The organism is Protofrankia sp. CiP1_Cm_nod4, assembly GCF_982290645.1.
Genome location: NZ_CEVIVC010000010.1, coordinates 42288 through 67355, shown reverse-complemented (window position 1 = coordinate 67355; position 25068 = coordinate 42288). Strand labels below are relative to the sequence as shown.

Below are 25068 nucleotides of genomic sequence, written 5' to 3'. Positions count from 1 at the left end.
GGGTGGTGGCGCCCGTACGGACCGTGTGGTGTTGTGTGGGTCGTGCGGGCGGCAGCCGATGAGTGTCGGTGATGCCGGCGGGCGGGCCGGGAAGGGGTCGGGCGTGACAGGGCGGAACGTGGCGGAAGAGCTCGGTGACGAGGAGTTCGTCGACGCGCTGCCCAAGGTGGAGCTGCACGTCCATCTTGAGGGATCCATGCGTCCGCGGACCCTGCTCGCCCTGGCGCGCCGCCACGGGGTGGACGATCTGCCCACCGACATCGAGAGCCTGACGAAGTTCTACGAGTTCCGCGACTTCGACCACTTCATCGAGGTGTATCTGGCCGCCGTCCGGGTGCTGCGGGACGCTGACGACTTCGCCGTCCTCGCCAGGGAGACCGCGCTGGGGCTCGCCGGCCAGGGGGTCCGGTATGCCGAGATCACTTTTACGCCGTTCCTGCATATCGGGCGTGGCATCGACGCCGACGAGCTCTTCGGCGGCATCGAGCGGGGCCGCCTGGACGCCGAGCGGGAGACCGGCATCCAGGTGCGGTGGGTGACCGATATTCCCGGCCTGCCGGGCATGGACCTGCGCCCCGCGTCCGAGGGCACCGTCGAGTTCGCGCTGAGCCGTCGGGAGTCCGTGATCGCGCTCGGTCTCGGCGGGCCGGAGGCCGGTGTGCCCCGCCCGCAGTTCGCCGAGGCGTTCACCGTCGCGCGGGACGCCGGGCTGCACCGCGTCCCCCACGCCGGCGAGACCACCGGGGCGCGCACCGTCTGGGACGCCCTCGAGTACCTGCACGCCGAGCGCATCGGCCACGGCATCCGGGCCCTCGACGACCCGGCCCTCGTTGATCATCTACGGGCACACCGCATCCCGTTGGAGGTGTGCCCGACGTCGAACCTGCGCACCGGGGTCGTCGCGGGCTATCCGGACCACCCGCTGCCCACGATGATCGAACTGGGGCTGCCGGTCAGTCTCAACAGCGACGATCCACCCATGTTCGGTACCACGCTGCGTGACGAATACCTGCACGCGCTGCGCAGCCTGGGGCTGCGCCGCGACCAGGTGGTCGATCTGGCCGCGGCCGCGGTGGAGCACTCGTTCGCTCCCGCCCCGCTCAAGGATGCCCTCCGCGCCGAGATCGCCGCGGCCGCCGACCGCCTCCAGGCCGCTTCCTGACCCAGGCCGCTGGTCTCTTTCCCCCTGTGCGCCCAGGCCGGCACGGTCGAACGGCTGGCGGCCCCGTTGGCGCGGCCGTCAGCTCCGCTCTGTCACCCCGTGCGGCTTGCGCACCTCGGCTTGGACGCCGTCTTCGAGGTCTGGAACCGCTGACTGGCCCTGCTGGCATGTTCGCCGGCAGGGCCAGTCAGCGACCGGTCTGACGACCGGTTCAGGCCGGGTTCAGGCCGAGAGGGTGTGGATGTTGGGCGTAGTGGCCTCTGCGGCCGGGTTCGCTGCCGGCGACGGGCTGTCCTCGCCGGAAGCACCGGAAGCACCGGAAGCGCTGGAAGCACCGGAAGCGCCGGCGGCAGCCGGGGAATCCGCGGCGTTCGGGGAATCCGGGGGAGCCGGGGCCCGGGTGGTGCCGGTGACGGTGCCGGTGGCCGGCGCGCCCGGCGGTGTAGGACCGGTGGCCGGGAGGACCGGGCGGCGGCCGGCCGCCCGCGCGGGGGAGAAGGCAGTACGGATCACGGCGAGCAGAAAGCTCAGGATGGTCGTCCCGGTTCCCGCGACGATCATGCCGGCCCGTGCGAGGCCCGCCGGGCGTCCCCGGAGAAAGGCCCCGAGACCGCCACGCACCCCGCGTGGCAGCACCTTGAGAACGAAGTCGCGTTCAGGGCCGAGCGGGCCGCGTGCCGGCGTGCGGTAGCCCGCGCACAAACGCCGGAGCGTGGCCTTTGACGCGCCTTCCGCCCAGCACCGGCGCACGACGTACGAGGGACGCTGCCGTTGGGCGGGCACCTGATGATGGATGACCGCGGCCGGTTCATGCACGAACCGGCCGTCCGGGATCAGGGCGGCGGCGCGGACGCACAGCTCCGTTTCCTCGCAGCCCGACGCTCCCCTGAGCTGCCGGCCCAGGCGGGTGTCGAAACCGCCGGCGGTGGTGAACACGCTCCGCCGGAACAGGGCGCAGCCACCGAAAACATTACGCACGGTAGTCTGCTGGGTGGGTAGGCCCTGGTGGCTGCAACCGACCGTCCAGAGCAGTTCGGGCGGGAACCAGCCGGGTTTCTCACCGCCCCAGTCAGGGGTCACCCAGCCGCCGACTCCCAGAATGTCGGGGCCGGCGGTCGCGACCTGCACGAGAGATGACAGCCAGGACGGATCGGCGACCGCGTCATCGTCCAGAAATGCCACGAACTCGCTGTCGACCGCGGCAATACCGACATTACGCGCATGGGACAGCCCGGTACGCCCCCCGGTGCTGAGGACGAGTTCGGCACCGGCCCGCTCACGCAGCCGGGCGAGCAGCTCGTCGTCACCGTCCACGACTACGACGACACGTTCCGGGCGTAGTTTCTGGTCCTGGAGCGAGTCGAGAGCGTTCATGAGTTGCGGCCATCGTGCCACGAGATGACTGCACACCACGACACTGACACTGGTCACGGTTTTCTCCACGGACGTTCGGGGCCTCGGGACGGCGTGAACGGGACGGCGTCCGCGCCGTCTTCCGGCCAGCTGGTGCGGCCGGCCGGCGGGCGGGCTTCCGGTAAACCGGTCATGGTTGTTCCTGGACGGCCGGCTCCTGGCGCGCGCGCAGGCCGCGCCGGGCGGCCCGGAAAGCACGCCACGGGGTCCGGGTGCCACGTCGCAGGTACGGAACAACCCCGGGCTGGCCACCGCGGACCAGCGCGAGGGCCTGTTCCGGGCTCGTCGAGCCGGTGACTATCAGCCGGCTTATCGAGAACGGGGACGTGTCACGGCGGTGAATGCGGTATCCCACCTCACAGGCGGAGGCGAAACCGGCGTCCGCCACGGCCGCGCGGACAGCTCGTGTGTGATAGCCGAACGGGTAACAGAAACTCCGGGCGGGAGAGCCGAGCTCGGCTCCGAGCAGGCGGCGGCTGGTCTCGACGTCACGGCGCAGTTCGGGGCCGGCCAGCAGGTCGAGGTCGGTGTGCCGGTGGCCGTGCGAGCCGATCTCGTAGCCGGCGGCGTGGAGATCCCGCAGGTCGGACCAGGCCAGCAGGGGGGATGCGCCCTCCGGGTAGGCCGACAGCCAGGTCGCCCGGCCGCCCACGTAGGCGGTGGGGGCGTAGAGGGTCGCTCCGGCGCCCACCTGCCGCAGTGCCGGGACGGCGTGCGTGGAGAAATCCGCGAAAGCGTCGTCGAAGGTGATCGCGACATGTTTCCCGGCTGGTTGGGAAAGCGCTTCGGAAAGGCCCAGCAACTGGTAGCCGGCCGCACTCAGGCAGGCTAGCTGCTCGACGAGCAGCGCCGGCGGGACCTGCCATCGACGAAATGCCGCGCTGGCGCCGTTGCCGATACTGTGGAACATCAGCACGGGCAGGACGGAGAAACTTTCGGTCATGCCCGGCCCCGGGTGGTGGTTTTGTTTCTCCGGTTGGCCATGCCGGGCCGCGATGTGCGCGGATTGTTTCCGTTGCGCTGCCCCGTTGATTCACCGGCACGATAGTGATCGTGTCGGGATTGTGGCGCCGAGGGGCTCCGGGGTGGCTGGCGAGAAACTTCTCCACCGGCTGAACACGAGCGCGCCAGCACTGGTCGCGCCAATGTTTTCCTCCCAGGGGCCCGGGGATGTGGGCCGTCGGCGGTGCGAAAAACCATGATCGCGCTGCCCCCCGGCCCGCTGACGGACGTTTGAAATCTTCCGCTGGAAATCATAGCACCACGGGTGTGAAGGAACGTGCCATGATCCAGGAAATAGTCTGACGACTACCGTCCGAAGCTGACCGGATGTATTGCGTCGTCCCCGGTTGGTTTACCGAGTTTTCCTGATGCCCTGGTGGGCGCGCGGCGGCGGTGGCACCTGACGATGATTCCCACCGCCCCGGCCGGCCGAAAGCTTTTCGATCATCTTTTTCGTGGCCCGGGCCCGGGCCCGGGCCCGGAGCCCCCGCCCCGCTCCACCCGGCCGGTGCCGGCTTCCCGGCTCGGGCGGACCTCCCGAACGGGGCGGATTCCCGGCTCAGGCCGGGATGTCGGTCCGCGTCGGCGCGCCAGCGGTCGCGGGGAAGGAGCCGCCCGCGACCCGTATGGTCAGCGCGTCCCCGGGGCCGGCCTGGCCGGGGTCGCGCACGACGGATCCGTCGGCGGCTCTGCGTACCAGCGCGTATCCCCGGTCCAGGGTGGCCGCTGGTGACAGCGCGTGCAACTGGGCCGACGCGTGGGCCAGTTCCTGCTCGGCCCGCTCCAGCCGGTGGAGCACGCAGCGCCGCCCACGGAAGCGCAGCGCCTGGATGTGCTCGTCGTGACGGTCGAGCTCACGCCCGGGCGCGGCCAGCGCCGGGCGGCCGCGCAGGTCGGCCAGCCAGCGCTCCTCCCGGTCCAGGCGCTGCTCGACGGCCCGCCGGGCCCGGCCACGCAGCGTCGTCACCAGCGTGAGCTGTTCGGCCACGTCCGGGACCACCCGCTTGGCCGCGTCCGTCGGCGTGGACGCCCGCACGTCCGCGACGAAGTCGAGCAGGGGCGCGTCCTGCTCGTGACCGATCGCGGAGACCACCGGGGTGACGGCCGCGGCCACGGCCCGCACCAGCGCCTCGTCGGAGAACGGCAGCAGATCCTCCAGCGACCCGCCGCCGCGGGCGATCACGATGACGTCCACCTCGGGGATGCCGTCGAGTTCGCGCAGCGCGTCGATGATCTGCCCGACGGCCAGCGGCCCCTGCACCGCGACCTCGCGCGGGACGATCCGCACCGCGGGCCAGCGGCGGCGGGCGTTCATGACCACGTCCCGTTCGGCGGCGCTGGCCCGCCCGGTGATCAGCCCGACGGCCCGGGGCAGGAAGGGCGGCCGGCGCTTGCGGGAGGCCGCGAACAGCCCCTCGGCCGCGAGCATGCCGCGCAGCTGTTCGAGCCGGGCGAGCAGGACCCCGGTGCCGATCGGGCGGATCTCGGTGACGGCGAGCGCGAGCGTCCCCCGCGCGGGATGGAACGACGGTTTGCCGTGGACGACCACCCGGGAGCCGTCGGTGAGCGCGGCCCCGAGCGCGTCGCAGACCGCCCGCGGGCAGGTCAGCCGCAGCGACACGTCGGCTACCGGGTCACGCAGGGTGAGGAACACGGTGGCCAGGCCCGGCCGCCGCACGATCTCGGTGAGCTGGCCCTCCACCCAGACCCGGCCGAGCCGGTGGATCCACTCGCCGATCGCCCGGGCGACCGTCCGCACGGGCAGCGGCTGCTCCGGGGTGGAGGTGAGCGCCATCGGACAACGGTAACCACCGTGGTCGCGCGGGCCGTGCGGGTTTTCGGGGCGATGCACAGAACGCGGGAGCTGTCCCCCCGGGCCGCCGGCATGTGACGGTTGTCGTTCCGCCTTCCAGGCGCTGCCGGGCCGCGTAGACTCCCCGGCATGGGGCGGATCCTGTTGGCCAATCCGCGCGGGTACTGCGCTGGTGTCGACCGAGCGGTACAAACGGTCGAGAAGGCACTGGAGCTGTACGGCGCTCCCGTCTACGTGCGTAAGCAGATCGTGCACAATGCCCACGTCGTCAAGACGCTGGAGGCAAAAGGCGCGATCTTCGTGGAAGAGACCTACGAGGTCCCCACCGGGGCGACCGTGGTGTTCTCCGCCCACGGCGTCGCGCCGACCGTCCACGAGGAGGCGAGGTCCCGGGAGCTGCGAACGATCGATGCCACGTGCCCACTGGTGACCAAGGTCCACGGTGAGGCACGCCGGTTCGCCAAGGAGGACCTCGACATCCTTCTCATCGGCCACGAAGGCCACGAGGAGGTCGTCGGTACCACGGGCCAGGCGCCCGACCGCATCCACCTCGTCGACGGCGCGGAGGACGCGGCGGCGGTCAGGGTCCGTGACGAGTCCAAAGTCGCCTATCTGTCCCAGACCACCCTGTCGGTCGACGAGACCGAGGTCACCGTGCGGGCGCTGCGCGAGCGGTTCCCGCTGTTGCAGGGGCCGCCGAGCGCCGACATCTGCTACGCCACCCAGAACCGGCAGGTGGCGGTCAAGGAGATCGCCGGCCAGGTCGAGCTCATCCTGGTCGTCGGGTCGCCGAACTCGTCGAACTCGGTACGCCTGGTGGAGGTCGCCCTCGACCACGGGGTGCCCGCCGCCTATCTGGTGGACAACGCCGAGCAGGTCGACCCCGCCTGGCTCGAAGGGGTTGAGACGATCGGCGTGACCAGCGGGGCGTCCGTCCCCGAGGAACTGGTGACGGAGGTCGTCGCCTGGCTTGCCGAACGCGGCTTTGGCGACGTCCAGCAGGTGACATCGGCGGAGGAACATCTGCTGTTCGCCCTGCCGCCCGAGCTCCGTCGGGAAATCCGTGCTCGGGAGCGGGCGGCTAGCAGCAGCCTGTAAGCAGCCTGTAAGCAGTCGGTAAATAGCCGGCGAGCAGCTGGTAAGTAGTCGGTAAATAGCCGGTAGTCAGGCCGTGGCCGACCGGATGCCGGTTGTTCCGGGCGTGCCCCGCGGGTGAATCCGTGGGCACGCTCGGAACGTCTCACGCACATTCAGGCGCGTCCGTGTATCCCCGAGCGGCCGGTGACCGTGAGCCGGGCCGCCGGGCGTTTCACCGGGCGCCGGCGAGCAGCGCGACCGGATCCGCGCAGAGCAGGCCCACAGCCCGCCGTACGGCCTCCTGCTCGAAGACGCTCGCGTGGAAAGCCACCGTGACGTGCACACATCCGTGCAGTTCGGCGAACTGGAAGGTGACGTAGTCCGGCTGGCGCTGGGTCGTCGCCGACAGGTAGTAGATATCCGAGCGGCTGCCCCGCCACGGTAGTTTCTCGAAACCGCGCGGCCGTCCGAGATGATTCAGGACCAGGGACGGATGTGCCGGGAAGGGCGCCTGGTCGCTCAGCGCCGCGATGCGCCCGACCTGGGCGAAGCCGGTCAGCAGGCTCATCGTGGCCAGTGTGCGCCCGTTCGCGGTCGCGGCCTCCAGCGCGGCCGACACAGCCACCGGATCACGGGCGTCCGTCGGTTCGACATAGATACCGATCGTGAAGTTGCCATCGAGCCGGCGGCCGCTCGGAAGGAACTTCCGGTTGTCGACGACGGTGTAGAAACCGCTGGCCGCCGGCCGCATGCCCGCCGCTTCCACCGCTGCCCGGACCGCGGCGAACACCACCATCGTCCGGGTGACTCCGGACGCGTTGCGGGCTTTCCATTTACGCAGGTCGGTGAGCGCGCTCCTGGAGAGCACCCCGGAAACCACGGTGAAGTCCGGCTGCCACGGCCGGTGCCGTGTCCCGGCGGCCGGGCCGGGCGCGGCCGGGCGCGGGGTGCGCAGTGTCGCGAGTATCCGCCCGGGTTTCCGGCCGTAGTACTCGCCCAGGGCACACGCCAGGGGAAGCCGGGTGGACGGCCGGTGCAGGCTCAGCGGCGGGCGGCCTTCCGCGGCGGCCAGCAGCAGTTCGGCGCCGGTGTCGAGGACGAGCCGGGCGTCCCCGAGCGGATGGGCCAGCGACAGCGCCACCGTGTCGCGGCCGACCGCGATCCGGAAGGGGACGTCGTCGACGTGCGCGGCATACTGCCGCAGCAGTAGCTGTTCCGGCCCACCGTCGTCGGCACTGTCGTCGAGTGCTGTGATCATCCGCTCGCAGTGGCTGTCGAGTTCACGGCCCGTCACCGGGCGCCACCGATGGTAGTCATGGTCGGGCCGGCGGAACAGCCGGTGGTCGGGAGCGATCCAGGCGAGCTCCCGCACGGCTGCCCGGATCGTGTCGACATCGGGCAGGTCCAGCGGCCCGGTGACGAAGACGGAATGGGCGCCGAGCCATATCCGGTCGCGGCCGGCAACCCGCTGGGACCGTGTTCTGCCTGGCATCGTCGATTCACCTCCGGTGTGCTTGTCCGCCGTTCCGCCAGTCCGCCGTTCCGCCAGTCCGCCGTTCCGCCAGCAACGCCGCCGTCCTGTCAGAAGGAGGATACGGACCATATAGCAGTACCGTTCTGACGGGAGAACGGTGTGGCAGGTGTCGTTATGTGTTCGGTCGGCAACGGATACAGGTGCCCGTCTCCGGGCCGGGTATCCGGACGCCGACAACCCGGTCCGGAGACAAGCGGACATGCTGACAAGCGGACATGTTGGAGAGCGGACCCGTTGGAGAGTGGCCAGAGTCGGCAAGCGGACATGACACCGCGCTGCGCCACCGATGCCGTTGACATCCTATCCCGCCGGATCCGGCCGGCCGGCGCGGCGGTGATGTCCGGCCGCCGTTCATTACTGATCATTATATGTTGTTCGCGGGTGACTATATTGCTACCGTCGGGGTGGTTGTTCGGACGGCGGGGTGAGGCGGGGCCGCGCCGCGAACCCGCGCCGCGGCCGGTGTGCGCGAAGGAGATCGGTTGTGCGTCGTGGAAAGCTCTGGGAGCAGCTCAAGCTCGAGTTCTGGATGCTCGTGCAGGGAACCATCGTCAATGGCATAGGCGGGTCTTTCCTCGTCCCGCGTCCGCTCCGCTTCCTGCTCTATCGTCTCGGTGGCGTGCGGACCAGGACGATGAACATCATGCCGGGCTCCATCGTCGGTCATCGCGCGAGCTTCGGCCGTGGGACGGCGATGGCCTCCAGGTGTTTCATCGAGAATTCGGCGCGGGTCCGGATCGGCGAGCGGGTCAAGATATCACCCCAGGTCACGATCCTGACCTCCACGCACGACGTGGTCAACGGTGAGGTCAGCAGCACGGTGGTGCCCAAGCCGGTTGTCATCGACGACGACTGCTGGCTCGGCGGCAGGGTGACCGTGATGCCGGGCGTGACCATAGGTCATCACTGTGTGATCGCTACCGGTGCCCTGGTCAACAAGGACTGCAAGCCCTACGGGCTCTACGCCGGATCGCCCGCCCGCCGGGTCCGCGACATCACCCCGGAGGAGCCCGCCGCGCCGCTGGCGTCCGCTGCGGGGTCTCCCGCCGCCTCGGCACCCCAGGCCGCAGCGGTATCCCCAGCCGCAGCGGCGCTCTCCGCCGCACCCGTGCCCGCGGAGTCCTCGGCGGCGCTGGTGTCGCCGGCGGCCGGCCTCACCGCCGCACAGCCCACCGCCGCACAGCCCATCGCCGGCCGGACCCCGGCCCGGTGACCGGCCGCATGCCCGCACGCCCGCACGCCCGACCAGGTCGCACGGGCCGGGATGTGGTTCCCGTGGCGGTCCCGCCGAACCCGTCCGTAGCCGTGTCCGCTGCTCCGTAGCCATAAGCACAGCCCGCGGCGCCCGGGATGATCCGGGCTGTTCGGCCCGCGGCCCTTCTTCCCGGGCGCTTCTGGGACGTGCCTCCCACGGTTTATGGCCCGGCGGTCCCTACGGGTTCTCGTCCGCGTCAACTGTTCGCGATCAGGTTGTTCCCGTCGTTCGGGCCGCTCCTGTCGTGATGGTCGTGATGGTTGCCGGTGGAGAGCGGGCGCTTGGCCAGGACGCGCCTGGTGAGTGACCGCAGGCGCAGGGTGCTCTCGTCCGGCGGCCGCTCCGACCGGCCGGGCCGGTGCCGGACGGTGGCGGTCCGTTCATGATCATGATGCGATTCGCCGCTGGTGCTGCCTGTGCTGCCGAGGTAACGGGCGATGTCCCGGTCGTCGACCGGGCGGAGCAGCTCGAGCGGGTAGAAGCGGGCGGCCAGCCTCTGGTGCGCGGCTGTGAGCGGTCCCGCGGTGCTCACCGGTGGGCTCACCGTCGCGTGGGGGCTCACCATCGCGATCGCGGCTTCGGGCCTGCGCCAGACCACCGACAGCGACGGCAGGGTGATCACTGCTTCCGCCACCACCGCCAGCAGCCAGCCCCAGCACAGGCCGTTCACCCCGCCGAAATGGCCGCCGAGGAGGGCAAAGGCGATCTCCATGGCCGTCCCGGCGCCGACCACCCGTAAGGCGGATCCCAGCCGTCCCTGCACCCGCCGCAACGAGACGTAGTGGTCCTTTATCACCAGGGGCACCCCGGCGAGCATCATGATCCGGAATGCGCTGACGGCCACCCCGCCGGTGTAGGCGCCACCGAAGATGGTCATGACAAGGCCGGCGAAGGGCGCCGCGATCAGGAAGGTGACGACGGCTGCGGCGAGTCCCAGCGGCAGCGTCGAGCGGATCTTCGCCAGCGCGTGTTCCTCGTTCTGCCCCGACTGCGCGAACACGGCGATGGTCAGCGCGAACGGGATGATGAAGAAGAAGGACGCGGCAAGGCGCGCGGTCGTGAAATAGGCGGTGTCCGCGGCGGTCGCGGCGAGCGCGGCGAGAATGGGCAGCAGCAGGGTGGGGAGCTGTAACGCCAGGTTGAGCAGGTGGTGCCCACCGGCCTCCCCGCGCATCTCCCGCAGCTGCCGGAACCCGGCGAACCGCTGGCGGTGGGTGGCCGCGGTGCCGGTACCAGCACCGGTGCCGTCCGCTGGCCGCTCGTCCGGCCGCTCGTCCGGCTGGGGCCGGCGGAAGTAGCGGTAGCAGACCGGCAGGGACAGGGCCAGGCCGGCTACCCAGGCGAGGTAGAGATCCAGCCCGGACGTCCAGCCGATGAGCACGAACACCGGGATCAGCCCGAGTTTGACCACCGACGTGACGACGTTGCGGATGAGCTGCACGGCCCCCCGCGCCGCCGACAGCAGCGCGAAGTCCAGGGTGGAGGCCACCGCGAACAGGACGACCCCGACACAGAACAGCACGGCGGCGAACACGCTCGAGCTGACCGGACGCAACGTCTCGGACAGGAACGGGGTGACCCCGGTCCACGCCAGCGCCAGCAGGCCGGAGGTGATCCCGACAACGGTGATGGACGCCCGCATCAGCCGGAGCCGGTCCGGCTCCCGCTCGAGCAGGGGGAGCTTGGCCATCAGCAGCGTGCCCAGGCCGAGCATCCCGACGGAGCCGAGGACCGTCATCGCCGCGATGGTCGCCGACCCCACCCCGACCGCGTCGACAGTGTAGGTGCGCGCGGCCAGGGACCAGAACACCGCCCCGAGGACGGAGGTCACGATCTGTGTTCCCACCATGGACATCGCGATGGTCAGCAGGTGCGCGAGACCGGCGGGCAGCCGGCCGTGCCCGGCATCCACCGGCGGTGGGCTGCCGGCGGCCCCCGCCGCAGTGGCCGCCGTGGCGCCCGCACTGGCGGTGCCGTTCACGGTGATGTCGTTCGCGGGTGGGCCGGCGGTGGCCGTACTGTCGCGGGCCGCGACGTTCGTGGTGCTGCCGGCGTCGGTGCTGTCCCCATCGGCGCTGTTCATGCCGGCGCTGTTCATGCCGGTGTTGGCGCGGCCGTCCCATCCACCGCGCCCGTCATCACTATGGGTGACTCCGGGTGGACCGTGTCCGTCGGCGGGCAAGGGTGCGTCATGCGTGGGCACGGTAGGAGTCTGCGAGCGCGTTGGCGCAGTCGTCCCAGGTGGGCAGGCGGGTGGACGGCGTGCCGTGGCCGCCCTCCCCGACCGGCGCGTCCCCTGTGCCCCCTGTGCCCCCTCCTGTGGCCGTCCGTGTTCCCGCGGCTGTCTGTGCGCTCAGGTGACGGAGCAGGGCCGCGGCGACCGTGTGGGGGTCCGCCGGGTCGTCGACCCGTTCGGCCAGGCCGCGGTCGGCCAGCTCGCCGAGACCGGTGCCGGGGGCGACCACGACCGGACGCCCGAGCGCGATCGCCTCCATCACGGCGACCGGGTGGGCTTCGTACTCGCTGAGCAGGGCGACCACGTGCGCGCCGGCCAGCAGGTCGGTCATGCTCTGGCGTTCGGCCGGCGGGACGAAGGTGAAGCCGACCCGGTCGGCCACCCCCAGCCGGGCGGCCTGGGCCCGCAGCTCGTCCTCGTAGGGGCCGCGTCCCACCAGCACCAGCTGTGCCCGCGGCTCCTGTTCGAGCAGGGCGGGCAGCGCGGCGATCAGGTGGTGCTGGCCCTTGTACTTCTCGAAACGGCCCACCGAGACCACGGTCGGCGTGCCGGCGGCGGGCCGGATGCCGGTGGTGCTGGCGGGCTCGACGCCGTTCGGGATGACCCGCAGCCGGTCGGTGGCCACCCGCGCCAGCCGGGCGAACATCTCCTTCTCGAACTCGGCGACGCAGACCACCTGCCGGGCGCGGCGCAGCAGCGGGCCGAGGGCGCGCCACTGGGCGCCCCGCAGCCGGTGGCGCGCGGCAGACGAGTGGCCGCCGGTGTGCGGGCTGACCAGGTAGGGCGTGCGGGCCGCGAGCGCGGCGGTCATGGCGATGACCGGGACGGCGGTGTGCGCCCCCTGGCAGTGCACGAGGTCGTAGTAGCCGCCGCCGACCGCCGCGCGGATGCGTGGAGCGACGTAGTAGTCGCGCTCGCGCGGCCAGGCGGGCACCCGCCGCACCCGGATCCCCTCGACCACTTCGACGGGGGGCCGGCTGCCGTCGCGGTCGGTGGTCAGGATGTCCACCCGCAGGCCGGGCATGGTGTTCAGCCGTCGGGCCGTCTCGTAGACATGCGTCTCGATCCCTCCCATGTCGGGAAAGAACCGAGGGGTGACCTGGAGCACGCGAAGTCGTCCGGGCACGGTTATTGCTCCCTCGAGGTGGCGAACGCGGAGGTCAGGGCACGACACATCGGCACTGGGCTACGGCTGTGAGGTCTGCGGTGGTTGCGGTGGTGCGGCCGGGATGTGGCCGGGGCGCCACGGTAAATACCGTAAGTCATGGAATGGTTATCGATTGTACGATTTTTTCGCCGGCGAGCAGGTGGATCGTGGTCGGGGCGGGAACGGCCGCGTTCCCCACGGCCACGTCGGTCCTGTCTTTGCCCGCTGCCAGCGGCAGCCGCCAGCGCCGGCCCGCGCTGTTGACCACCTCCAGTGTGAGATCGCCGTTGTCGCCGTCGGCCCGGGTGACGGTGACCTCCAGGCCCGACTGGGTCCGGGTGGCGCCGAGCGCTGTCACCGGCGCGTTCATGGTCGTGTCGTCCGACCACCACGACAGGCCGACCGCCACGGCGATGATCAGTACTGGGACGGACGTCAGCAGCACGGCCCGGCGGGGCCCCGTCCGCCAGCCCCCGGACGTCCAGGAGGCCGGCTTCCAGGGCTCCGCCGCTCGGGGCAGGAAGGTACGGATCCGGGCCGCGACGGTGGCCGGCCGCAGGCCGCCGGCGGCGGCGAGGGCCACCGCCACGGCGCCGAAGAGCAGGTCGTAGGCGAGCGGGTTGTCGGCGAGCCCGACCACGGCCACCAGCAGCGAGCCGACCATCAGCCCGGTGACGGTGAGCAGCAGCAGCGCGGCGATGCTCGCCGGGGGATCCACCTGGGAGGTGGCCGGGGAGCCCGCCCGGGAAGCGTCCGCCGCGCGGTCGTGCCCGCGGGGGCTGCCGCGGCCGCTGCCGGCTTCCGCGCTCCGGGCGAGAACCGCGTGCAGGCCTGCGACACCGAGAACGATGATCGCGGTTCCGAGGACGGCCTGCGCGACGGTTGTGACGGCGTTCACCGGGCACCTCCGACGGACCGTGATCCCGTTGCCGGCGGAGCTGCTGCCGGCGCTGCCGGCACTGCCGTTGCCGGTGTCGCCGGGGCCGCCGGTGACCAGAGGGCGGTGACGTCGTATATCTTCACCGGCCCGTTGTCATAGACCTTCACCGAGCCCGGCTGGGTGTCGAACTTCGCCAGCATCGCCGCTGTCAGCCGGGTGCCCTCCGGCGCCTCGCCGTTCTCCGCGTAGAACGTCTCGTGCGGGAGGCCGTCGGCGAGCCGGGTGTCGACGATGACGTACTGGATGCGGCCGGCCGTCATGACCGCGCGTTCGTAGTCCCCGAAGGTGCTGCCGAAGTAGAGCGGCGCGCCGCTCGCCCCACTGCCCAGGCTGGTGACGAGCCACTGGCGGCCGACGCTCATCAGCCGGACCCCGGTCTCACGGTCGCCGACGATCCGGCTGCCCGCCGGCAGCGCGGTGTTCGCCCAGTTGGTGGCGGCGACCACGTACGGGTCGATGGAGCGCCCGTCGGCGATCACCAGGTAGGGCCCGGGCATCCGTGACCAGTCCGCGCCCGAGCCCAGAACCGTCCCACCGATGAACACGAAGACCGCGAACGCGGCGGTGAGCCGTACCCGGAACGCCTGCCTGGTCGCGCGGCGGGTCGCCAGGTAGCTGGTGACGGTGAGGCCGAGCACGGCGGCGATGCCGAGGTAGACGAAGGTGGACAGGCGGGTGGACAGCTCGGCCGTGCGCGGCGCGACGGTGCCGATCACCGTCAGCGGGAACGCCAGGTGCATCAGCCGCAGCAGCCGGTACAGCGTCGCGTGCCGGCTGTCGGTGTCCGGCCGGAACCTGAACGGGCCGATCGGGATGACCGACACCGACCACAGCAGGGTCGAGCCGAGCAGCGCGACGATCTGCCAGGCCGGGGTGGGCGTGCCGGCCGAGTCGGTGAACATCTTGCGGCTCTTGGCCTGGCCGCTGGCGACGTTGCCGGCCTGGTGGAAGCTCTCCGAGAGGATGGGGCCGAGGTAGTCACCAAGCATCGAGACGTTGACCAGTGCCCAGCCGGCGGCCGCCACCAGCCCGACCAGGGTGACACGGGCGAGCGCCCCGCCGTCCGCGCGGTCCCGGCGGGCGAACGCGCACAGCGTCCACCCGGCGAACAGCCCCACGGTGATCCAGCTTGTGATGTGGTGGGTCAGCGACAGCGCGATCCACGTCATCACGATCAGCACGCCCGCGGTGGCCCGCCCGTACCGGTCGCGGTCGACGACGACCAGCAGGAGCAGCACGGTCAGGGCGATGGCCAGGGTCTGGTAGGCGAACTGCGCGTTGAAGAAGAAGAACTGCGGGCTGCAGGCGTAGATCGCCACCCCGGCACCGGCCGCGTAGGCGGACCGGCTCACGCGTTCGATCAGCAGGAACAGGCCGTACACCAGCAGGACGCGGGCCAGCAGGACGACGCCGGTCACGGCCACCTGGTCCGGCACGCCGAGCAGCTGGACGACGGCGTTGGTCAGCAGCTCCAGCCCCGGGAAGCGGGGGCTGACCGGCAGGCCCGGATGCGAGGTGAAGACGCCGCCGGTCGCCTGCAGATCGAGCAGGGTGCGCAGGTGCAGCAGCTCGTCGAACTCGCGGACGGCGGAGATCTGGGTCAGCTCGAAACAGAAGTACAGGCCGACGCCGAGCAGCACCGACACCCGCAGCCGTTCCCGGCGGGAGGTGTCCGTCCGCAGCAGGCGGGTCACGCCGGCGACGAAGACCGTGATCAGCCCGGGCCAGAGCAGCGCGGTGCCCACGTCCGGATGCCCACGGCGCCCGAGCAGGTAGGACACGGCGACCAGCAGCACCCCGGCGGCCATGACGGTCGCGACGGCGCGGGACCGGTCGGGGCCGGTCGGAGCATGACCAGCCGGGCCCGCGATGACGGGCTGTGCGGCCGGATACCCGTCGGCGACGGGGACACCGCCCGGCCGCCCGCCGGCCGGGCCGTCCCAGGACGCCGGCGCCCTCCGCCACGGCCACCAGGACCGTGACCGCCAGGACCGCGGCCGCCACGGCCACCAGGACCGCGGCCGCCAGGACCGCCACGGCCGCTGGTCCGGTAACGGCCCGCGGCCCGCGTCGGTGTCGCCGACCGGCTCGGCGGCCGGCCCGGTGACCGGCTCGAGGAGATCCGCCACCGGATCGCGCGTGACCACGATCGTGTCGGGGTCGGCAGGCGCGTCCGGTAACCGCGCGCTTTCCTTCATCCGGTTGTTCACCCGGTCGTTCACCCGGTCATTGTCGGGTGCGCCGGGTCTCGCGCGAGCGACGGATCCGACGGCGCGTCCGGGCACGGGCTTCGTGAGGACGATGGTGTCGGTGCGTTCCCGCAGCCCGCCTCCGGCCGTCGGCACGGCGTTGTCAGCTGGGCTGATGCGGGTCGTGTCGTCGTTGGCCGCGCCGTCCGCGCTGGGCGCCCGGGATCTGGTGGGCCGGGTTTCGGTGGGCCGGGATTCAGCAGGCATGGGCCAGGTCCCGGTAAACGGCTTCTATGCGTGGCACCACTTCGCCGGCGGTGAAGCTCGCGGCACGGTCGCGGGCGCGCCGGCCGAGCCGCTGCCGCAGGGACGGGTCGGCGAGCAGCAGGTTCATCGCCGCTGCCAGGGCCACCGGATCCGACGGCGGGACGAGGACACCGTCCTCCCCGTCCCGGACCATGTCCGCGATGCCGCCCATCCCGGTCGTGACGACCGGGACGCCGGCGGCCATCGCCTCCAGCACCACGGTGGGGCAGGGATCCGGCCAGATGGACGGGACGACGGCGAACGCGGCTCCGGCGAACGCCTGCATGATCTTTTCGTGGTCCCATGGCTCGGCCACGACGGCCCCGGCCGGCAGCTGGTCCGGCAGGTGGGGGGTGCGGCGGCCGACCATCAGCAGTGGCGGGCGGTCGGCGGGCAGCCGGGCGTAGGCGTCCAGCAGGATGCCGACGCCCTTGTCCCGGCTGAGATCACCGACGTACAGCAGGTAGCCGCCCGCGGTCATACCACCGGGGACGGTGTGTGACCTGGTGTCCAGCAGCTCGTCCGGGATGAAGTTCGGGATGACCTCGAAGGGTATGCCGCCGGTGGCAAGGGCGCTGTGCCGGGCGACCGCCGAGCTCACCGCGATGATCTTTTTCAGGGCCAGCCGGCGCAGGGCGCGGCCGCCCTGGTTGCCGGCGGCCGTGGCGAGGCCGACCGGCCCGCCGTAGTGGTCGTGGGCGCAGCGGACGCACCGCCGCGGCGACGGGCCGGCGCACACCTGCTGGCCGAGGTACATGAAGCGCTTGGTGGCGCAGACATGGCTGTAGTCGTGCAGGGTGAGCACCATCGGCGCGCGGGTCGTCAGGCGCAGCGGCGTGAGGCTGTTGACGATCCAGTTGTGCGCGTGGATGACGTCGGGACGCTCCTCGACGATGACGCGCCGCAGTGCCCGGGTCACCGCCGGGTCCGGCAGCGGCGGCGCGTAGAGCCGGTCCCCCTCCCCGTACAGGAAGGGCAGCGACGCGGTGACCGGCCGGACGGTCCGGATACGCATCCCGTCCCGGGTCGTCGTCCCCGATTTGTCACCGAAGGTGACTACGGTCACCTCGTGACGGTCGGCCAGGCGCCGGCCGAGGTTGTGGACGTGCCGTTCCTCGCCACCGACGATCGGCGGGAAGAACTGGGCCAGCAGAAGAATCTTCACGAGGCGGGACCTCCGGCCGGGCGCGCCTGGCCGCCCCTGCCGTCGGCCCTGTCGCGGCGGGCGGCGACGGGCAGCAGCAGGCGGCCGTGCAGATATCCGGCGGCCGTGAGCGCGGCCCCCGAGACGATGCTCACGGCGCCGCGGCGCCGGCCGGGGGTGCGCATCTCGCGCCAGACGGCGCGGGGGAGCGTCCGGGACACATAGGTGCGTTCCGTGGCCAGGGCGGCCGTGCTGCCGACCCGCTCCGAAATGAGCGCTTTCGACCGTCCCTCGGCATAGCAGCGCCTGCGGAAGTAGGTGAAGGAAGCCCGCGCCGGCGTGACACGGTGGTGCACCCTCGCGCGCGGCTCGTAGAGGATGGTCGCCTGGGGGTCGGCCTGCCGCAGCCGGATGCCGAACTCGGTCTCCTCGCACCCCAGCGGGGTGGACCCGATCCGGCCGATGCCGTCGCTGAAGCCACCGACCCGCTCGAAGACGCTCCGGCGGAAGGACATCGCCGCGCCGATGGGATTGCGGACCGGCTGGGCGGAGGTGGGCAGGCCCTCGTAGCTGCAGCCGACCACCCAGTCGAACTCGGGAGGGAACCACGCCGGCCGCCCCGAGGCCGGCCAGGTCGGCACGGCGGCACCGCCCACGCCCTGCACGGTCGGTTCCGCGTACGGGGCCAGCAGGTGCTCGAGCCAGTCGGGCGCGCCCTGGGCGTCGTCGTCGAGGAACACCACGATGTCACCGCGAGCGGCCCGCACGCCGGTGTTACGGGCCGCGGACAGGCCCCGGGCACCGGTGTTCGCGAGCACCGTCACCCCGTCGAAGGTGGCCCGGGCGCGGGCGAGCAGGGCGTCGTTGTGGTCGACGACCAGGATGATCTCGTCTGCCGCCGTCCGCTGGTGGCGGACGCTCGCGATGGCGGCGACCAGGTCGTCCCAGCGCTCGAGGGTGTAGGCGCAGATCACCACGGACGCGGCCGGCGTCACCGTGGGCCGCGCCGCCGTGGCGGGCCGCGGCATGACGATCGTGGAGGGAGGGGCCTGCGCGGGGATCAGCGAGGCCGGCGCGGCAGCCGTCGCGCCGGCCGCCGCGTGGGAGGGGCCGAGGGCCGGACGGGAGTCGTCGGTTCCGCCCGGGGCGGTGCCGGTGGATGCCGTCACGCGCATTCCGCCTCGGAGCTGGCCACACCCAGCGCGCCCACACTGCCCACGCTCGCGTCGGCTTCGGGAACCTCCAGGCGGACGCCTTCCGGGGTTTCGCCGCGTGCCTGCCAGGGCCGCAGGACGGTCAGGCTCGGGCCGACCGCGGCCGCTGCGGACCAGCGCGGTACCAGCCTCCGCCGCCGGCCACGCGAGCCACGGGACTCGGCCAGAATGGTGCGCAGGACCCGCAGGCCGTCGGAAAAGGCGTTGAGGTTGCTGACTCCGTGAATACGGGGATGTTCGAAGCTCGGTATTTCCACCACGCGCAGACCGGCCCGGGCCACCCGCATGTTGATAACGGTCTCGACCTCGAAGCCGTCCCCCCATTCATAGACTTCGGAACGATCGCCCGGCTCCAGGTTGAGGGCGGGCAGGCAGTGCCGCCAGAACGCGTTGTAGCCGTAGCAGAGGTCCGAGTACCGGCAGCCCAGGAAAATGTTGACGAGGCCGCTGAGGAAAGCGTTGCCGGTCCGCCGCAGCCGGGTGATGTCGCTGCTGCCGCCACCGTTGATGAAGCGGGATCCCTTTGCGAAGTCCGCGCCGGCGGTGAGGGCCCGGACGAATTCGCCGATCTCCGCGGGGTCGGCCGAGCCGTCGGCGTCGAGCATGACGAGGATGTCACCGGTGGCCGCGGCGAAACCACATGCGAGCGCGTTTCCCTTGCCGCGGCGGGTCTGGCCGACAACTATGATGTCAGGACGCAGTGACCGTGCGACCGCGACCGTGTCGTCGGTCGACCGACCGTCGACGAGGACGATTTCGGCATCAGCGGGCAGGTTTTTGAAGACGTGCGGAAGGTTGCGTGCCTCGTTGAGCGTCGGAATAATGACGCTGACAGTCGGAATTTTGATGGTCGTCGGTAGGTCCGAGCGTCCGGACACCTGTCCCCCCATACGCTGGATGTCGGGATGCACCGTGGGTCAGGCGGACCCGAGCCGATGCGGTGCCCCCGGTTCTCTGTCGGCTTTCCCTGCGGTGGTCGCCGTTTCAGTGGTTTGACCCGGCGCTTCCTGACGGTGTGCCACGCCTGGCGGCGTACTTGGCTGTCGTCACATGCCCCCCCGGGCGCAGGACCGGCAGCCGTCATCACCTGTCTATTGCGTCATCTCCTGCCGTTGGACGTCCGTGATCTTCTGGTCGGCCAAAGGTGTCACGATCAGTGTTCCGCGAGCAGACGGCAGCCGCAAGGACTGTTGGCCGCGGGATCGTCGAGACACCCATGATCCAATTGGTTGATGATGATCCAATTGATTGACGAGAGTTCGCGGTCAAAAATTTAGCATCGCCCGCGGAGGCGGTCCCGGCCGGGCGGTGCGCTCAAATATTGTTTGCACGTTGTTTACAGTTTGTTCATTTTATGCGATCAGAAGCTCTGGCGATGAATCGCGATCCGCTGAAATCGTGACGCTGATATTGCTCAGCGTAGTTTTGATAACCAAGAGTAATGCAATGTTTGCACGGAGTTCTGATCGGGCAGGGCTCCGGGTGAGGGCTCGGAGCCGCCCTGGGCGTCGCCGGCCCGGATGTCCGCACAAATTCCCTCGCATCCGTGTGCCCGGCGTCCGAACGACGACAATGTGTTTTCCCGATCTTACATTCTGGTTCGTTGTTGAATTCTTGTGATCTTGTGATGAATTTCACCGTTGCCCGCGGGATCCCCTGCGGCCCGGGCCGGTCGGCCGTCTGAGCGACGCGCTCCTATGGCTCCTGCCGGCAGGACAATTATTATGCTGTTTTTTTGCGACCTGGGCGGTCCGGGAAGCCGGGAGTTCCGGCCGGCCCAGGGCCGGTGGATCTTCGTATCGCGCGGGGCGCTGCCCGGGCGTCCGACACCCGTCGGGCCCGGCCCGGCTAAGGACGCGGGCGGATCCGCGAGAAGGCGGGGCACGGGCAGCGTCCGCAGTCCGACCCGGGGCGGTAATGTCGGTGATCGACACGAGAATGACCACAGCGGCAGGTTGCCCACCATTGGGCCAGGCCGCCCCTGGCGGATCTTCGAGCGCGCGGGCAGCCGTCTGCGCCGGCCAGCGCCCAGCGGTGCCGGCACCGGTGTTCCCCCAGCTCGCGGTGTGCGTCTACGAGCACACTGAAAACGGTACCGGATATCCGTCCGGTACCGTTCCGGCGAGCCCGCTAGGCGGTCGGCCGGCGGCGATTCCCGGGTGGCCTGAGGTTTCGTTCGTGTATGTGCCGGGTAACCCGTGCGCGTCGCGCGCGGACCGCGGCGATGAGGACAACGACCGCGAAACCCAGCAGCAGGACAGGAGCTCGCAGAATCAGGTCGGATCCGATATTGATCGCCTTGCTCTTCAGCCCGCCGCCGCTGTCGCCCGACGACCGGGTGAATCCGACGCCAACGGCGATCAGCGCGTAGACCAGTGGCGGCGCGATGACGATCCCGAGGAGGTCGTCGGCGTGCACCCGGGTGGCGGCGAGGATGCAGCCGGCGATGAACAGGACGCCGAAGGCGACGCCCGGGGAGCCGGACAGCGCCACGTCGATGGCTGCGCCGACCGCCCCGGCCAGGGTGAGCAGGAGGGCCGCGCCGAGCGCGGTCAGGCCGCGCCGGCTGCCCATCACCACGGTGGGCGCCTCGTCGCCGCGTCGGCCCTGGGTGCGCCCGCGTCGAGCGGTTGGTGGGCCGGCACCTCTGGCGCGGCCGGACGGACCGGTCGACGGACGACGAGGTGGCGAGTTCACTTGGGCAAGGTACCGCCCGGCGTTGCCCCAGGTGTCACCGGCGAGTGTCATCTCCGCGCGGGACAGTTGAAAGCATCACTTTCGGTATTGACGTTAAAACGTTTGGCGACTCCCGGTGCTCCTCGACGAGATCATCCAGATGTACCGCCGGCCGTGCCCGCAAGTTCGGTCGCGGACAGTGCGCGTACGCCGGTTTTCACCGGCGACGGTGCCGCCAGTACGTCTTCCACCACCTCCATGGCGGCGAGCCTGCGTGCCGGCACCAGCACCCGGCTCTCCAGGGAGCCCACCGCCGTGTTGAAATCGGTCACCGTCCGGCTGAGCGAGCGGCCGAGCCTGTCCACATGCTCGCCGAGGGTGCCGAGGCGGGTGTAAAGATCCCTGCCCAGTTCGAAGATCTCCCTGGTCCGGCTGGTGAGCGCCTCCTGGGTCCACGCGTGGGCGACCGTACGCAGCATCGCGATCAGCGTGGTCGGGGTCGCGATGACGACCTTTTTCGCGGCGGCGTGCTCCAGCAGCGTCGGGTCCTTCTCCAGTGCCGGCGCGAGGAACGCCTCGGCGGGCACGAACAGCACGACGAACTCCGGGCTGGCGGGCAGGTGCCGCCAGTACGCCTTGGCGCCGAGCGAGTCCACGTGCGTCCGCAGGTGCCGGGCGTGCGCGGCCAGCCGCTCGTCCCGGGCCCGTTCGTCGCGGGCCTCGGCGGCCTCGAGAAAGGCCAGCAACGGCACCTTGGCGTCCACGACGATGTTCCTGCCGCCCGCGAGATGGACGACCATGTCCGGCCGCCGCACGCCGTCCTCGGTGCTGGTGACCGGCTGCTCGGTGAAGTCGCACCGGGCGAGCATCCCGGCGACCTCGACCACCCGGCGCAGCTGCATCTCCCCCCAGGCGCCGCGGGCCTGCGGCTTGCGCAGCGCCGTGACCAGCGCCGCCGTCTCGGCCCGCAGGCCCTCGGAAGCCTGTTGGACGCCCCGGACCTGCTCGACGAGGCCCGCGTACGCCTCCACCCGCGAGATCTCCAGCTCCGCGAGGCGCTGCTCCATCCGGCCCAGCGTCTCGCGCAGAGGGCCGACGAGGTGCTCGACCGCGGCCCGCCGCTGCTCCAGGTCGCCGGTGGCGTGGGCGCCGGCCTCCTGCAGCCGGGCCGTGGCGAGCTCCAGGAACTGCCGGCTCGCGCCCTCCAGCGCCTGCGCGGACAACGCCTGGAACGCCTCGCCGAGACGCTGCTGGCTGCGCTCGACCAGGCTCACCCGCTCGGCCGCGGACCGCCGCTCGTGGTCGAGCGCGCTGCGCATCCCCGCGAGGTCGACCTCGGCCAGCGCGGCCCGCTCCAGCGCGGCGTGCTCGGCCCGGCGCAGCGCCTCCAGCTCGCGGGCTGTCCGGCTGTGCTCGGCCACGAGGGCGTCGAGCCGGGCGTCGCCGGCCCGGCGGCCGCCCGCGAAGCCGCCCCCGGCCCCCAGCAGCAGCCCGACGAGAAAGAGCAGCATGGTCGTGGCGTCCATGGTGCACAGGCAATCACGGACGTCCGACACTTTTCCGGAGGAACCGCCGGCAGCGCCCCGGCCACCTGACGACGACCGGCTCACCGGAGGCCGCCGACGGGCCCGGAGAGTGCCCCCGGCCGGGTGCGCGCAGCTCCTGGCCGACCGCGGCCAGCGCGGTCAAGGTGGCCCGCTCAGGCGCCCGCCGCGGCGCCGGGAACGAGCGGATGCACCCGGAAGCTGCCACAGAAAGTGACAGACTGTGGCAGATCGAGGCTGTGGGTGTCACCCGGCGGGGTCACCCGCAGACCGGTGTAGGACGGGCAGGCCGTCTGGTTCCCGGACGGGACGACCGTCCACTCGACACCGGCGGAGGCGCTGCCGTTCGGCTCCAGCACGACACGCCGCTGCTCGGTCACCGGGAAGATGGAGCCGATGGTGCTGCGGGCGGCGTCCGCGGCGTCCCGGCCCGTGGCGTCCCGGGCGGCCACCCCCGGATAGCCGGTGAGGGCACAGGCGTCGCGCGTCCCGTTCGTGAACACGATCACCAGGCCCTGGTGGCCCATGCCGCTGCCGCCGGGCGGCGGGGCGGTCGACAACTGCAGGTCCGCGGCGGTGCAGCGGCCCGGGACGGCGCTCACGCCGGCGCCTCCGGTGCCACCGGTACCGGTACCGGCGCGGGTACCGGTACCGGTACCCGCGGCCACCGGCGCGTTCGCCGGCGCCGTGCCCCCGGCCCCCGGCGGGAGGGACGGGCCCACCCCGGCGGCTCCTGGACCCGCGCCGTCCGCGCCGGCGCAGGCCGCGCACGCCACCGCGGCCGCGAGGACGGCCAACGCCCGCGCGGCCGCTCTCCCGGCCCCGCCACCCCCGCCGGCTCCACCGGTCCTACCGGCTCCACCGGTCCTACCGGCTCCACCGGTCCTACCGGCCAGGCCGGCCCTGCCGTCCTCACAGGCACCGTAGGTCTTGTGGGCCCCACCTCTGCCGCTCTCACCCAGGACGAGTTTCATGGGCCTCACCCTCCCGCCATGCCACCAGCGGCTACACCTCCTCGATGTTGCCCTCCGGCGGCACGGGATGGAAGCCGGCGGCACGCAACGGCACAGGACGGGCGGCGGGTTCCGGGCCCGGCGGGCGCGGCCCTGTTCGGTGCGGCGGCCCGTGGCCGATGGCCACCGGCGGCCGGCGGCCGGCAGGCGACGCGGCCGGCACCGTAGACTGCGGCCCCATGGGCCTGTCGATCGGGATCGTCGGACTACCCAACGTCGGCAAGTCGACCTTGTTCAACGCGCTGACCCGCAACGACGTGCTGGCCGCGAACTACCCGTTCGCCACCATCGAGCCGAATGTCGGCGTCGTCGGGGTTCCCGACCCCCGGCTCGACCGGCTCGCCGAGGTCTTCCACAGCGCCCGCACGGTGCCGGCGACGGTGAGCTTCGTCGACATCGCCGGCCTGGTCCGCGGCGCCTCCGAGGGGCAGGGGCTCGGCAACAGGTTCCTGGCCAACATCCGCGAGTCGGACGTGGTCTGCCAGGTCGTCCGGGTCTTCTCCGACCCGGACGTCGTCCACGTGGACGGCCGGGTCGACCCCGCCGACGACATCGCCACCATCAACACCGAGCTCGTCCTCGCCGACCTGCAGACCATCGACGCGCGCCTGCCCAGACTGGAGAAGGAAGCCCGGGCCGACAAGGGCAAGCAGGGCCTGCTCGCCGCCATGAAGCACGCCCGCGAGGTGCTCGACGCCGGCCGCACCCTCTCGTCCGAACCGGGTGTGGACACGGCGGCGCTGCGGGAGCTGTTCCTGCTGACGGCCAAGCCGTTCCTGTACGTGTTCAACGTCGACGAGGACGCCCTCGCTGACGAGGGCCGGCGCAAGGAGCTCGCCGCGCTGGTCGCCCCCGCCGACGCGGTGGTGCTGTGCGCGAAGGTCGAGGCCGAGCTCACCGAGCTCCCCGACGAGGACGCCGCCGAGCTGCTGGCCTCCCTCGGGCAGTCCGAGAGCGGCCTGGCGCAGCTGGCCCGGACCGGCTTCCACACGCTGGGCCTGCAGACCTACCTGACAGCCGGGCCGAAGGAGGCGCGGGCCTGGACGATCAAGGCCGGCGCGACCGCACCGGAGGCCGCGGGCGTCATCCACACCGACTTCCAGCGCGGCTTCATCAAGGCCGAGGTGGTCTCCTTCGACGACCTGACGGCGGCGGGCTCGATGGCCGCCGCCCGCGCCGCCGGCCGCGTCCGCGTCGAGGGCAAGGACTACGTCATGGCCGACGGCGACGTTGTCGAGTTCCGTTTCAACGTGTAGCCCCGCCTCCGCCGGTCAGTGGCGGATCAGCCGTTTCCGGTCGGCGCCCCAGACGTCCCAGGCGGATTTCCGGTTGCCGGTGATGTCGTTGTCCTCGAAGCGCCCGGCACCGTTGTCGTAGACGAACACGCCGTGTTCCTGGGAGTT

General features: G+C 71.5%; 18 protein-coding genes. 4 read left to right on the top strand and 14 right to left on the bottom strand.

Annotated elements, in window-relative coordinates; all coding sequences use genetic code 11:
• Window positions 1–58 precede the first annotated feature (58 nt).
• On the top strand, window positions 59–1162 hold the full coding sequence (gene add / locus AC5LSR_RS04085) for an adenosine deaminase (RefSeq protein ID WP_250283465.1): 1104 nt from the start codon (window positions 59–61) through the stop codon (window positions 1160–1162).
• Window positions 1163–1384: 222 nt separating this feature from the next.
• On the opposite strand, the gene AC5LSR_RS04080 is transcribed toward add, so the two are convergent.
• From AC5LSR_RS04080 to xseA, 3 genes are all read right to left on the bottom strand, one after another.
• Window positions 1385–2593 (bottom strand): glycosyltransferase family 2 protein, encoded by a 1209-nt coding sequence (locus tag AC5LSR_RS04080; RefSeq protein WP_250283467.1) that lies wholly within the window; start codon window positions 2591–2593, stop codon window positions 1385–1387.
• A 112-nt stretch (window positions 2594–2705) separates the two neighbouring features.
• Window positions 2706–3518, bottom strand: coding sequence for a polysaccharide deacetylase family protein (locus tag AC5LSR_RS04075; protein ID WP_250283468.1), 813 nt, complete (start codon window positions 3516–3518; stop codon window positions 2706–2708).
• Window positions 3519–4136: 618 nt separating this feature from the next.
• A complete protein-coding gene (gene xseA / locus AC5LSR_RS04070) occupies window positions 4137–5372 on the bottom strand; it encodes an exodeoxyribonuclease VII large subunit (RefSeq protein WP_250283470.1) in 1236 nt (411 codons plus the stop codon).
• A 147-nt stretch (window positions 5373–5519) separates the two neighbouring features.
• On the opposite strand from xseA, the gene AC5LSR_RS04065 reads away from it, so the two are divergent.
• Complete coding sequence (locus AC5LSR_RS04065) at window positions 5520–6488, top strand: 4-hydroxy-3-methylbut-2-enyl diphosphate reductase (RefSeq protein WP_250283473.1); 969 nt, start codon at window positions 5520–5522, stop codon at window positions 6486–6488.
• A 211-nt stretch (window positions 6489–6699) separates the two neighbouring features.
• On the opposite strand, the gene AC5LSR_RS04060 is transcribed toward AC5LSR_RS04065, so the two are convergent.
• On the bottom strand, window positions 6700–7959 hold the full coding sequence (locus AC5LSR_RS04060) for a hypothetical protein (protein ID WP_250283475.1): 1260 nt from the start codon (window positions 7957–7959) through the stop codon (window positions 6700–6702).
• A gap of 526 nt (window positions 7960–8485) precedes the next feature.
• Here AC5LSR_RS04060 and AC5LSR_RS04055 point away from each other — a divergent pair.
• A complete protein-coding gene (locus AC5LSR_RS04055) occupies window positions 8486–9214 on the top strand; it encodes an acyltransferase (protein WP_250283477.1) in 729 nt (242 codons plus the stop codon).
• Between the two features lie 238 nt (window positions 9215–9452).
• On the opposite strand, the gene AC5LSR_RS04050 is transcribed toward AC5LSR_RS04055, so the two are convergent.
• The 10 genes from AC5LSR_RS04050 to AC5LSR_RS04005 form a co-directional block, all read right to left on the bottom strand.
• Window positions 9453–11339, bottom strand: coding sequence for a lipopolysaccharide biosynthesis protein (locus AC5LSR_RS04050; RefSeq protein ID WP_250283478.1), 1887 nt, complete (start codon window positions 11337–11339; stop codon window positions 9453–9455).
• Between the two features lie 106 nt (window positions 11340–11445).
• Window positions 11446–12618: a glycosyltransferase family 4 protein gene (locus AC5LSR_RS04045; protein ID WP_250283480.1), complete on the bottom strand. Its 1173-nt coding sequence runs from the start codon at window positions 12616–12618 to the stop codon at window positions 11446–11448.
• 136 nt (window positions 12619–12754) lie between these two features.
• A complete protein-coding gene (locus tag AC5LSR_RS04040) occupies window positions 12755–13537 on the bottom strand; it encodes a hypothetical protein (RefSeq protein WP_250283482.1) in 783 nt (260 codons plus the stop codon).
• Window positions 13534–16035, bottom strand: coding sequence for a glycosyltransferase (locus AC5LSR_RS04035; protein WP_250283484.1), 2502 nt, complete (start codon window positions 16033–16035; stop codon window positions 13534–13536). Before AC5LSR_RS04035 ends, AC5LSR_RS04040 begins: the two co-directional genes overlap by 4 nt.
• Window positions 16025–17239 (bottom strand): glycosyltransferase family 4 protein, encoded by a 1215-nt coding sequence (locus AC5LSR_RS04030; RefSeq protein WP_250283485.1) that lies wholly within the window; start codon window positions 17237–17239, stop codon window positions 16025–16027. The genes AC5LSR_RS04035 and AC5LSR_RS04030 overlap by 11 nt, the downstream gene beginning before the upstream one ends.
• A complete protein-coding gene (locus tag AC5LSR_RS04025) occupies window positions 17236–18393 on the bottom strand; it encodes a glycosyltransferase family 2 protein (protein ID WP_250283488.1) in 1158 nt (385 codons plus the stop codon). The genes AC5LSR_RS04030 and AC5LSR_RS04025 overlap by 4 nt, the downstream gene beginning before the upstream one ends.
• Entirely contained in the window at window positions 18384–19322 is a 939-nt protein-coding gene (locus AC5LSR_RS04020) for a glycosyltransferase family 2 protein (protein ID WP_445548251.1), read from the bottom strand. Before AC5LSR_RS04020 ends, AC5LSR_RS04025 begins: the two co-directional genes overlap by 10 nt.
• A gap of 1240 nt (window positions 19323–20562) precedes the next feature.
• Complete coding sequence (locus AC5LSR_RS04015) at window positions 20563–21006, bottom strand: DUF6542 domain-containing protein (protein ID WP_250283494.1); 444 nt, start codon at window positions 21004–21006, stop codon at window positions 20563–20565.
• Window positions 21007–21260: 254 nt separating this feature from the next.
• Window positions 21261–22634, bottom strand: a complete 1374-nt coding sequence (locus tag AC5LSR_RS04010) for a DNA recombination protein RmuC (protein WP_493464975.1) — start codon at window positions 22632–22634, stop codon at window positions 21261–21263.
• Between the two features lie 173 nt (window positions 22635–22807).
• Window positions 22808–23626, bottom strand: a complete 819-nt coding sequence (locus AC5LSR_RS04005) for a DUF4232 domain-containing protein (protein WP_250290033.1) — start codon at window positions 23624–23626, stop codon at window positions 22808–22810.
• A gap of 218 nt (window positions 23627–23844) precedes the next feature.
• On the opposite strand from AC5LSR_RS04005, the gene ychF reads away from it, so the two are divergent.
• Entirely contained in the window at window positions 23845–24921 is a 1077-nt protein-coding gene (gene ychF / locus AC5LSR_RS04000) for a redox-regulated ATPase YchF (protein ID WP_250283570.1), read from the top strand.
• The last annotated feature ends 147 nt before the right edge of the window (window positions 24922–25068 follow it).

Excerpts from the sequence above, each read along its gene's own strand:
- add (WP_250283465.1), top strand. The coding sequence starts at position 59 with ATGAGTGTCGGTGATGCCGGCGGGCGGGCCGGGAAGGGGTCGGGCGTG.
- AC5LSR_RS04075 (WP_250283468.1), bottom strand. The coding sequence starts at position 3,518 with ATGACCGAAAGTTTCTCCGTCCTGCCCGTGCTGATGTTCCACAGTATC.
- xseA (WP_250283470.1), bottom strand. The coding sequence starts at position 5,372 with ATGGCGCTCACCTCCACCCCGGAGCAGCCGCTGCCCGTGCGGACGGTC.
- AC5LSR_RS04065 (WP_250283473.1), top strand. The coding sequence starts at position 5,520 with ATGGGGCGGATCCTGTTGGCCAATCCGCGCGGGTACTGCGCTGGTGTC.
- AC5LSR_RS04060 (WP_250283475.1), bottom strand. The coding sequence starts at position 7,959 with ATGCCAGGCAGAACACGGTCCCAGCGGGTTGCCGGCCGCGACCGGATA.
- AC5LSR_RS04050 (WP_250283478.1), bottom strand. The coding sequence starts at position 11,339 with ATGAACAGCGCCGATGGGGACAGCACCGACGCCGGCAGCACCACGAAC.
- AC5LSR_RS04035 (WP_250283484.1), bottom strand. The coding sequence starts at position 16,035 with ATGCCTGCTGAATCCCGGCCCACCGAAACCCGGCCCACCAGATCCCGG.
- AC5LSR_RS04025 (WP_250283488.1), bottom strand. The coding sequence starts at position 18,393 with ATGCGCGTGACGGCATCCACCGGCACCGCCCCGGGCGGAACCGACGAC.
- AC5LSR_RS04020 (WP_445548251.1), bottom strand. The coding sequence starts at position 19,322 with ATGGGGGGACAGGTGTCCGGACGCTCGGACCTACCGACGACCATCAAA.
- AC5LSR_RS04015 (WP_250283494.1), bottom strand. The coding sequence starts at position 21,006 with ATGGGCAGCCGGCGCGGCCTGACCGCGCTCGGCGCGGCCCTCCTGCTC.
- AC5LSR_RS04010 (WP_493464975.1), bottom strand. The coding sequence starts at position 22,634 with ATGGACGCCACGACCATGCTGCTCTTTCTCGTCGGGCTGCTGCTGGGG.
- AC5LSR_RS04005 (WP_250290033.1), bottom strand. The coding sequence starts at position 23,626 with ATGAAACTCGTCCTGGGTGAGAGCGGCAGAGGTGGGGCCCACAAGACC.
- ychF (WP_250283570.1), top strand. The coding sequence starts at position 23,845 with ATGGGCCTGTCGATCGGGATCGTCGGACTACCCAACGTCGGCAAGTCG.